General features: G+C 72.5%; 7 protein-coding genes. 3 read left to right on the forward strand and 4 right to left on the reverse strand.

Features of this window, described 5'->3' with window-relative positions:
- Positions 1 to 7: 7 nt before the first annotated feature.
- Both cobN and ACM9LD_RS21040 read right to left on the reverse strand, forming a co-directional pair.
- The gene (gene cobN / locus ACM9LD_RS21035; RefSeq protein WP_415678484.1) at positions 8 to 3,580 is read right to left on the reverse strand and encodes a cobaltochelatase subunit CobN; all 3,573 of its coding nucleotides are present in this window, start codon (positions 3,578 to 3,580) and stop codon (positions 8 to 10) included.
- A gap of 25 nt (positions 3,581 to 3,605) precedes the next feature.
- The gene (locus ACM9LD_RS21040) at positions 3,606 to 4,352 is read right to left on the reverse strand and encodes a FadR/GntR family transcriptional regulator (RefSeq protein ID WP_415678485.1); all 747 of its coding nucleotides are present in this window, start codon (positions 4,350 to 4,352) and stop codon (positions 3,606 to 3,608) included.
- Positions 4,353 to 4,459: 107 nt separating this feature from the next.
- Between ACM9LD_RS21040 and ACM9LD_RS21045 the strand changes: the two genes are divergently transcribed.
- The 3 genes from ACM9LD_RS21045 to ACM9LD_RS21055 are packed head-to-tail and all read left to right on the forward strand — an operon-like array spanning position 4,460 to position 7,316.
- Entirely contained in the window at positions 4,460 to 5,200 is a 741-nt protein-coding gene (locus tag ACM9LD_RS21045; protein WP_415678486.1) for a (Fe-S)-binding protein, read from the forward strand.
- A gap of 44 nt (positions 5,201 to 5,244) precedes the next feature.
- Positions 5,245 to 6,681, forward strand: coding sequence for a LutB/LldF family L-lactate oxidation iron-sulfur protein (locus tag ACM9LD_RS21050; protein WP_415678492.1), 1,437 nt, complete (start codon positions 5,245 to 5,247; stop codon positions 6,679 to 6,681).
- Positions 6,678 to 7,316 (forward strand): LutC/YkgG family protein, encoded by a 639-nt coding sequence (locus ACM9LD_RS21055; RefSeq protein ID WP_415678487.1) that lies wholly within the window; start codon positions 6,678 to 6,680, stop codon positions 7,314 to 7,316. Before ACM9LD_RS21050 ends, ACM9LD_RS21055 begins: the two co-directional genes overlap by 4 nt.
- 6 nt (positions 7,317 to 7,322) lie before the next feature.
- On the opposite strand, the gene ACM9LD_RS21060 is transcribed toward ACM9LD_RS21055, so the two are convergent.
- Together ACM9LD_RS21060 and ACM9LD_RS21065 are read right to left on the reverse strand one after the other, a co-directional pair.
- Positions 7,323 to 7,805: an FAS1-like dehydratase domain-containing protein gene (locus tag ACM9LD_RS21060; protein ID WP_415678488.1), complete on the reverse strand. Its 483-nt coding sequence runs from the start codon at positions 7,803 to 7,805 to the stop codon at positions 7,323 to 7,325.
- Complete coding sequence (locus ACM9LD_RS21065) at positions 7,802 to 8,419, reverse strand: TetR/AcrR family transcriptional regulator (protein ID WP_415678489.1); 618 nt, start codon at positions 8,417 to 8,419, stop codon at positions 7,802 to 7,804. The genes ACM9LD_RS21060 and ACM9LD_RS21065 overlap by 4 nt, the downstream gene beginning before the upstream one ends.
- Positions 8,420 to 8,581: the final 162 nt, after the last annotated feature.

Consider the following 8,581-nt stretch of genomic DNA (forward strand, 5'->3'; position numbering starts at 1 on the left):
TCGGGGTTCAGCGGTCCTCGAGGTCGCCCTCGGTGTCGAGGTAGGCCTGCTGGAGGGCGGCGAGGAGCTCGGGGTCCGGGGACTTCCACAGCTCGCGCTGCGAGGCCTCGAGGAGCCGCTCGGCGATGCCGTGCAGCGCCCACGGGTTGGACTCCTCCATGAACTTCCGGTTCTCGGGGTCGAGGACGTAGTTCTCGGTGAGCTTGTCGTACATCCAGTCGGCCATCACGCCGGCGGTGGCGTCGAAGCCGAAGAGGTAGTCCACCGTTGCGGCCATCTCGAAGGCCCCCTTGTAGCCGTGCCGGCGCATCGCCGCCATCCACCGCGGGTTCACGACGCGCGCGCGGAAGACGCGGTTGGTCTCCTCGCTCAGCGTGCGGGTGCGCACGGAGTCCGGCCGCGTGGAGTCGCCGACGTAGGCCTCGGGGTCGGAGCCCGTGAGGTGGCGCACCGTCGCGACCATGCCGCCGTGGTATTGGAAGTAGTCGTCCGAGTCGGCGATGTCGTGCTCGCGGGTGTCGATGTTCTTCGCGGCGACGTTGATCCGCCGGTACGCCGCGCGCATGTCGTCGGCGGCGGGCGCACCGTCGAGCCCGCGGCCGTAGGCGTAGCCGCCCCAGGCCGTGTAGACCTCGGCGAGATCGGCGTCGCTGCGCCAGTTCTTCGAATCGATGAGCTGCAGCAGGCCGGCGCCGTAGGTGCCGGGCTTCGAGCCGAAGACGCGGGTCGTGGCGCGCCGCTGATCCCCGTGGTCCGCGAGCGCGGCCCGCGTGTGCGCGGCGACGAAGTTGGACGCGTCGGGCTCGTCGAGCCGCGCCACCAGCTGGACGGCGTCGTCGAGCATGGCGACGACGTGCGGGAAGGCGTCGCGGAAGAAGCCGGAGATGCGGACGGTCACGTCGATGCGCGGGCGGCCGAGCTCCTCGAGCCCGATGACCTCGAGGCCGGAGACGCGGCGGGACTGCTCGTCCCACACCGGCGTGACGCCGAGCAGGGCGAGGACCTCCGCGATGTCGTCGCCTGCGGTGCGCATGGCCGAGGTGCCCCACACCGACAGGCCGACCGACTTCGGGTACTCGCCGTGCTCCTCCCGGTACCGCGCGACCAGCGAGGCGGCCAGCTCCTGCCCCGTCGCCCAGGCGAGCCGCGAGGGCACGGCCTTCGGGTCCACGGAGTAGAAGTTGCGGCCCGTGGGGAGCACGTTGACCAGGCCGCGCAGCGGCGAGCCCGACGGCCCCGCGGGAACGAAGCCGCCCGCAAGCGCGCGCAGGACGTGGTCGATCTCGTCGCCGGTGCGGCGCAGGCGGGGCACGATCTCGGTGGCCGCGAAGTCCAGGATCTTCGCGACGGCCGGGTCGTCCGTGAGGCCGGCCATCGCCGACGATGCCCAGTCGGCGGCCGCTGCGGCGACGACGAGCTCGCGGGCGCGGGCCTCGAACTCGTCCGTCTTCGCCTTCGACGCGGTGCCGTCCTCCTCCAGGCCCAGCGCCTCGCGGAGGCCCGGCGTGTGCACGGAGCCCGCCCACATCTGCTTGGCGCGGAGCATGGCGAGCACGAGGTCGGTCTCCGCGTCGCCCGACGGTGCCGCGCCCAGGATGTGCAGTCCGTCGCGGATCTGGACGTCCTTGATCTCGCACAGCCAGCCGTCGACGTGCAGGATCATGTCGTCGAAGGCGTCCTCGTCGGGCTGGTTCTCCAGGCCCAGGTCGTGGTCGAGCTTCGCGGCCTGCAGCAGCGTCCAGATCTGCTGCCGGATCATCGGCAGCTTCGCCGGATCCAGGCTCTGCACGTTGGCGTACTCGTCGAGGTGCTGCTCCAGCCGCGCGATGTCGCCGTAGCTCTCCGCGCGGGCCATCGGCGGGATGAGGTGGTCGACGAGCACGGCGTGCGCGCGGCGCTTGGCCTGCGTGCCCTCGCCCGGGTCGTTGACCAGGAACGGGTAGATGAGCGGGAGGTCGCCGAGCGCGGCATCCGTGCCGCAGGACGCGGACATGCCGAGCGTCTTGCCGGGCAGCCATTCCAGGTTGCCGTGCTTGCCGAGGTGGATCACCGCGTCGGCGCCGAAGCCGTGCTCGCGGTCGGCGAGCCAGCGGTAGCTCGCCAGGTAGTGGTGGCTGGGCGGCAGGTCCGGGTCGTGGTAGATCGCGACGGGGTTCTCGCCGAAGCCGCGGGGCGGCTGCACCATGACGGTGAGGTTCCCGAACCGCAGCGCGGCGATCGCGATGTCGCCCGAGCCGGTGGTGAACAGCGAGCCGGGCGCCTCGCCCCAGTGCTCGGTCACCGCGTCGCGCAGGTCCTGCGGGAGCGTCGCGAACCAGGCGCGGTAGGTCGCGGGGTCGACGGTGACCTCGCGCCCGTCGAGGCGCTCGTCCGACAGCCAGTCCGGGTCCTGGCCGCCGCGGGCGATGACGGCGTGGATGAAGGCGTCGGAGTCGTCGGCCTCCAGCCCGGGGATGTCCGACGGTGCGCCGACGTCGTAGCCGGCGTCCGCGAGCCGGCGGATCAGCTCGAGGGCCGACTGCGGCGTGTCCAGGCCGACGGCGTTGCCGATGCGGGCGTGCTTGGTGGGGTACGCCGAGAGCATGAGCGCGATCTTCTTGTCCGCGTTCGGGATCGAACGCAGCCGCGCGTGGCGCAGCGCGAGGCCCGCGACCCGGGCGGCGCGCTCGGCGTCCGGCACGTAGGCGGGCAGGCCGTCGTCGCCGATCTCCTTGAAGGAGAACGGCACCGTGATGATCCGGCCGTCGAACTCGGGGATCGCCACCTGCGTCGCCACGTCGAGCGGGCTGAGGCCGTCGTCGCTGCCCTCCCACTGCTCGCGGGAGGTGGTGAGCGCCAGGGCCTGCAGGATCGGGATGTCCAGCGCGACGAGGCGGCCCACGTCCCAGGACTCGTCGTCGCCGCCGGCCGCGGCACCGGCGGCGTTCACGCCACCCGCGGCGAGCACCGTCACGACCAGGGAGTCGAGCGTGCCGAGTTCGGCGAAGAGCGCGTCGTCGGCGGTGCGCAGCGAGGCGCAGAAGATCGGCACCGCGACCGCGCCGCGCGACTCGATCGCCGCGGCGAGCGCGTCGATGTAGGCGGTGTTGCCCGCGAGGTGCTGGGCGCGGTAGTACAGCACGCCGATCCGCGGGCCGTCCTGCGCCGCCGCGGGCCGGTCCACGATCCCCCACTGCGGCGCCGCGACGGGGGGCTCGAAGCCGTCGCCGGTGAGCAGCACCGTGTCCGAGAGGAAGTGGTACAGCTGCGCCAGATTGTCGGGCCCGCCCTCGGCGAGGTAGGCGTGCGCCTGGGTGGCGACGCCGGCGGCCACCGTCGAGGCCTCCATGAGGTCCGCGTCGGGCGCCTGCTCCCCCGAGACCACGACGACGGGCTTCCCGCTCGCCGCGAGCGCGTCGAGGCCGCTCTCCCAGTACCGCCGGCCGCCGAGGATGCGGACCAGCACGATGTCGGCGCCGTCGAGCAGGCCGGGGAGGTCGAGCTCCACGCTGATCCGCGCGGGGTTGGCCCAGCGGTAGTCGGCGCCGCTGGCCTTCGCGCTGAGGAGGTCGGTGTCCGAGGTGGAGAGGAGAAGGATCACCTCACCAACCCTAGTGGGCGCCGATTCAGACGATCGTGCCCGAGTGCAGTCCGGGCAGGCGGCGGTAGGCGCCACGGATGTGTTCCTCCGTGAGCCCGGCGGCGCGGCCGGAGTCGCCCGCCTCGATCGCGGCGAGGATCGCGCGGTGCTCGTCCTGCAGGACCGCGGTGAGCGCCGGCCAGTCGTCGACCTCCTCGAAGGCGGCGAGGATCCCTGCGCGGAGAGCGCCCCGGATCGCGACGGTCACCGTCGTGACGAGGCGGTTTCCGCAGGCCTCGGCGAGCGCGGTGTGGAAGTCGGTGTCGGCGTCGTTGAAGGCGGCGCGGTCGTCGCCGGCGGCGTCCATCGCATCGAGCGCGGCGCGGACCGGCGCCAGGGCCGCGGGGTCGGCGTCGCGGGCCGCGAGCTGGACCGACGACCGCTCGAGGAGGACGCGCGCCTCGACGACCTCGGGGAACTCGAAGTTACTGAGGGCCAGGTGCAGGCGCAGGAAGTGCGCGAGGGAGTCCGCGGGCACCGCGCTGACGAAGGTGCCCGCGCGCGGCCCGCTGCCGGTGCCGGAGGTGACGACGCCCTGCGCCTCCAGCACGCGCAGCGCCTCCCGGACCGCCGGCCGGCTCACCTCCAGCCGCGTCGCCAGGTCGCGCTCCGGCGGTAGTGCGTCACCGACACGGAGCGAGCCCGCCAGGATCTGCTGCTCGATCGCGCTGATGACCAGCTGGTACGTGCGGGTCCGAGCGACGGGCTGCCAGTCCGGTGGGTCGAGCGTCATGTCCCTCAGCCTTCCACGGGGAGCGCGTGTCGGTTGACATGTGGTCCCCGTCACCCTACCTTCGACCCTGTGGTCAGACCACACGAACTCAACCGGACGGAGGCCTCGTGAAGGTCGCGTTGTTCGCCACGTGTTTCAACGACACGATGTGGCCCGAGACGCCGAAGGCGGTGGTCCGGCTGCTGGAGCGCCTCGGCGTCGATGTCGAGTTCCCGCAGGCACAGACGTGCTGCGGCCAGATGTTCACCAACACCGGCTACGCCGACGAGGCGATCCCCGGCGTCCGGCGGTTCGTCGACGTCTTCGCCGGCTACGACGCGGTCGTCGCCCCGTCGGGCTCCTGCGTCGGATCGGTCCGGCACCAGCACGCGGGTCTCGCGGACCGCGCCGGCGACCGCGGGCTCCGCGCGGCCGTGGACGAGCTCACGCCCCGGGTGTACGAGCTCAGCGAGTTCCTCGTCGACGTGCTGGGGGTGACCGACGTGGGCGCGTACTTCCCGCACCGCGTGACCTATCACCCCACGTGCCACTCGCTGCGCATGCTCCGCGTCGGCGACCGCCCGCTGCGACTGCTCCGCGCGGTCCGCGGCATCGATCTGGTGGAGCTCCCCGACGCCGACCAGTGCTGCGGCTTCGGCGGCACCTTCGCCATGAAGAACGCCGATGTCTCCGTGGCGATGGGCCTGGACAAGACCGGATGCGTCCGCGCCACCGGTGCCGAGTACCTCGTCGCCGGCGACAACTCCTGCCTCGCGCACATCGGCGGGCTCATGGCGCGGACCGGCGACCGCACGCGCACCGTCCACCTCGCCGAGATCCTGGCGACCACGGAAGGGACCCCGCTGTGACCACCGGACATCCGCACGTCGGCGTGACCGGAACGTTCGTCGGCATGCCGACGTTCCCGGACGCCGCCCGGGAGGCGCTGGCCGACGCCACGCTGCGCCGCAACCTGTCTCACGCCACGAAGATCATCCGCGGCAAGCGCGCGTCCGTGGTCGGCGAGCTCGACGACTGGGAGGAGCTGCGCGACGCGGCCGAGGCGATCAAGAACCGCACCCTGCGGCACCTCGATCAGTACCTCGAGCAGTTCGAGGCCAACGCGACCGCCGCGGGGGCGGTCGTGCACTGGGCCCGCGACGCGGAAGAGGCGAACCGGATCGTCATCGACCTGGTGCGCGCCGCCGGCGCCGAGGAGGTGGTGAAGGTGAAGTCCATGGCCACCCAGGAGATCGAGCTCAACGAGGCCCTCGCGGCCGCCGGGATCGACGCCTGGGAGACCGATCTCGCGGAGCTCATCGTGCAGCTCGGCGAGGACTGGCCGAGCCATATCCTGGTGCCCGCGATCCACCGCAACCGCACCGAGGTGCGGGACATCTTCCGGCGCCGGATGAAGGAGGTGGGCCGCCCCGCCCCGGACGACCTCACCGACGAGCCCGCCCGCCTCGCCGAGGCCGCCCGCCTGCACCTGCGGGAGAAGTTCCTCCGCGCCGAGGTCGGCGTGAGCGGGGCGAACTTCGCGATCGCCGAGACCGGCGGCCTGGTCGTCGTCGAATCCGAGGGCAACGGCCGCATGTGCCTCACGCTGCCGAAGACTCTCATCTCGGTGGTGGGCATCGAGAAGATCCTGCCCACCTTCGCCGACCTCGAGGTCTTCCTCCAGGTGCTCCCCCGGTCCAGTACGGGCGAGCGGGAGAACCCGTACACCTCGATCTGGACCGGGCCCTCCGGCGATGGCGACGGGCCGGAGGCGGTGCACATCGTGCTCCTCGACAACCACCGCACCGACGTCCTCGCCGACGAGGTGGGCCGCTCCGCCCTGCGCTGCATCCGCTGCTCCGCGTGCCTGAACGTCTGCCCCGTGTACGAGCGGGTCGGCGGCCACAGTTACGGCTCCGTCTACCCCGGCCCCATCGGCGCCATCCTGACCCCGCAGCTGCGCGGCACCGCCTCCGCGGTCGACGCCTCGCTGCCCTACGCGTCCACGCTCTGTGGCGCCTGCTTCGACGCCTGCCCCGTGAAGATCCCCATCCCGGATCTGCTGGTCCACCTGCGGACCCGGGTGGTCGACGAGGCACGCGGCGGCGTCCCCAAGCCCGAGGCCGCCGCGATGAAGGGCGCCGCGTGGATGTTCGGCAGCGCCGGCAGGCTCGGCGCAGCGCAGCGATTGGCGACCCTCGGAGGCCGGATCTTCCGCCGTCGCAGGACCTTCGGCAAGCTCCCCGGCCCGATGCGCGGCTGGAGCGCGGAGCGCGACACCCCCGTCCCGCCGACGGAGACCTTCCGGCAGTGGTGGGCCCGCGAACACGAGGGAGGCACCGGGCGATGACCGCACGCGAGGAGATCCTCGGTCGGGTCCGGACGGCGCTCGCCGACGTCGGCGAGCGCGACGCCGCCGAGACCCCGGTCCCCTGGACGTACGGCCGGCCCGTCGGGACCGGCGACCTCGACGTCGTCGACCGGTTCGCGGAACGGGTCGCCGACTACCGCGCCCAGGTCCGACGGTGCGCCGCCCCCGACCTCGGCGCGACGGTGCGCGAGATGCTCGGGCCGATCGACTCGGACGCGGGGGTGCTCGGTGACGAAGTCGTCCGTGACCTCGTCCCCGGGCCGCTCCCCTGGCTCGACGACGACGGCCTCTCGCCGTATCGGCTCGACGCGGCGGCCGCGGTGGTGACCACTGCCACCGTCGGGGTCGCGAACACCGGGACGATCGTGCTCGACCACGGCGCCGGGCAGGGGCGCCGGGCCGTCACCCTGGTGCCCGACGTGCACGTCTGCATCGTCCACGCCGACCGGATCGTCGACGACGTCCCCGCCGCCGTCGCGCGGTTGCGGGACACCGGCGCCCACGTCCGCCCGCTCACCTGGATCAGCGGGCCCAGCGCGACGAGCGACATCGAGCTGGACCGCGTGGAGGGCGTGCACGGCCCCCGGAACCTGCGGGTGATCGTCGTCGAGTGAGCCAGTTCAGAGCACGGCGCCGTGCATGACGATGCCGGGCGCGGCCGCGTCGACGAGGTCGGTGTTCGCCTCGTCGCCGCCGGCGTAGGCGACGACGCTCGACGTCTCGATCCGGGTCTCGCCGCCGACGCGCACGACGCAGTCCACGGTGAACAGGTCGATCCCGGCTCGCGTCACGCGGTCGGAGATCCGGGCACCCAGCGATGCGACGTCGCCGATCCGGATCGGCGTCACCTGGCGGACCGTCTGCGAGACGTGCAGCAGCCGGCCAACGTTGAACTCCTCGATCTGTTCCGCCAGCAGCCGCGCCGCCACCTTGAACACCGGATCCGCCACGATGAGCGGCGGGACGGGCGTGTCCCGCGGGATGATCCGGCTGCTCGCGTACGGGACGTGCGGCGAGCGGGTGGCCCGGCCGTACGACCGCAGTCCCTCGGAATCGACGGAGTAGCAGTCGTCCAGCCAGTGGGTGTAGTCGCCGTCGGTCATTCGGCGACTGTAGCGCCCCGCACCACGTCGGGAGCCGCCATCGTCAGGTCGAGCAGGGCCATCATCGAGTGGTAGACGTCGGTCAGCGGGTAGATGTCGCGGGCGGCGCGCGCCCGGGCGACCGCGCCCTCGATCGAGCTCATGAAGACGGAGGCGAAGACGAGCGCGCCGCGTTCCTCGACGCCGTAATCGACCAGCGCGGAGGCGAAACGCCGCTCGCACTCGGTGTACGCGGCGGTGGCGGCGTCCTGCACGCGGGGCGCGCCGTCGGCCAGCGCGGCCGCCAGCAGCGGACACCCGACCTGGAACTCGGAGCGGACCAGGACCCGCTTCCACAGCTCGATGAACCGGCCGATCCACTCGTGCGGCTCGCCCTTGCTCGTCGCGGCGTCGATGTACCGGAGCAGGCGGCGGCCCGCGAGCGACGTGGACGCCTCCACGAGCTCGGCCTTCCCGCCCGGGAAGTACTGGTAGAGCGAGTTCTTGGAGGCCTGCGACTGCGCGGTCAGCTCCGCGAGGCCCGCGTCGGCGAAGCCGTGCCGGCCCACCAGGTTGAGTGCGGTGTTGACCAGGCGGACCCGGGGGCGGGGACGCGGCTTGGGGGCGGCGGACATCGGGGCCGGACCCTCCTCAACTCTTCGAAGAACGACGAATCTCCGCCGAGCGGGATTCGCCACGCGGCGTGGCGGCGCTTGTTTGAACCGCTCGGTTCATGTTACCAATGACGGGTCGATGAACCGAATGGTTCATCCCGCGCCCCCTCGAACGGAGTACCT

Source organism: Tsukamurella hominis (assembly GCF_965137015.1).
Lineage (GTDB): Bacteria > Actinomycetota > Actinomycetes > Mycobacteriales > Mycobacteriaceae > Tsukamurella > Tsukamurella hominis.

Coding starts and splice junctions, on each gene's coding strand:
- ACM9LD_RS21040 (WP_415678485.1), bottom strand. CDS start 4,352: ATGACGCTCGACCCACCGGACTGGCAGCCCGTCGCTCGGACCCGCACG.
- ACM9LD_RS21065 (WP_415678489.1), bottom strand. CDS start 8,419: ATGTCCGCCGCCCCCAAGCCGCGTCCCCGCCCCCGGGTCCGCCTGGTC.
- ACM9LD_RS21055 (WP_415678487.1), top strand. CDS start 6,678: ATGACCGCACGCGAGGAGATCCTCGGTCGGGTCCGGACGGCGCTCGCC.
- ACM9LD_RS21060 (WP_415678488.1), bottom strand. CDS start 7,805: ATGACCGACGGCGACTACACCCACTGGCTGGACGACTGCTACTCCGTC.
- ACM9LD_RS21050 (WP_415678492.1), top strand. CDS start 5,245: ATGCCGACGTTCCCGGACGCCGCCCGGGAGGCGCTGGCCGACGCCACG.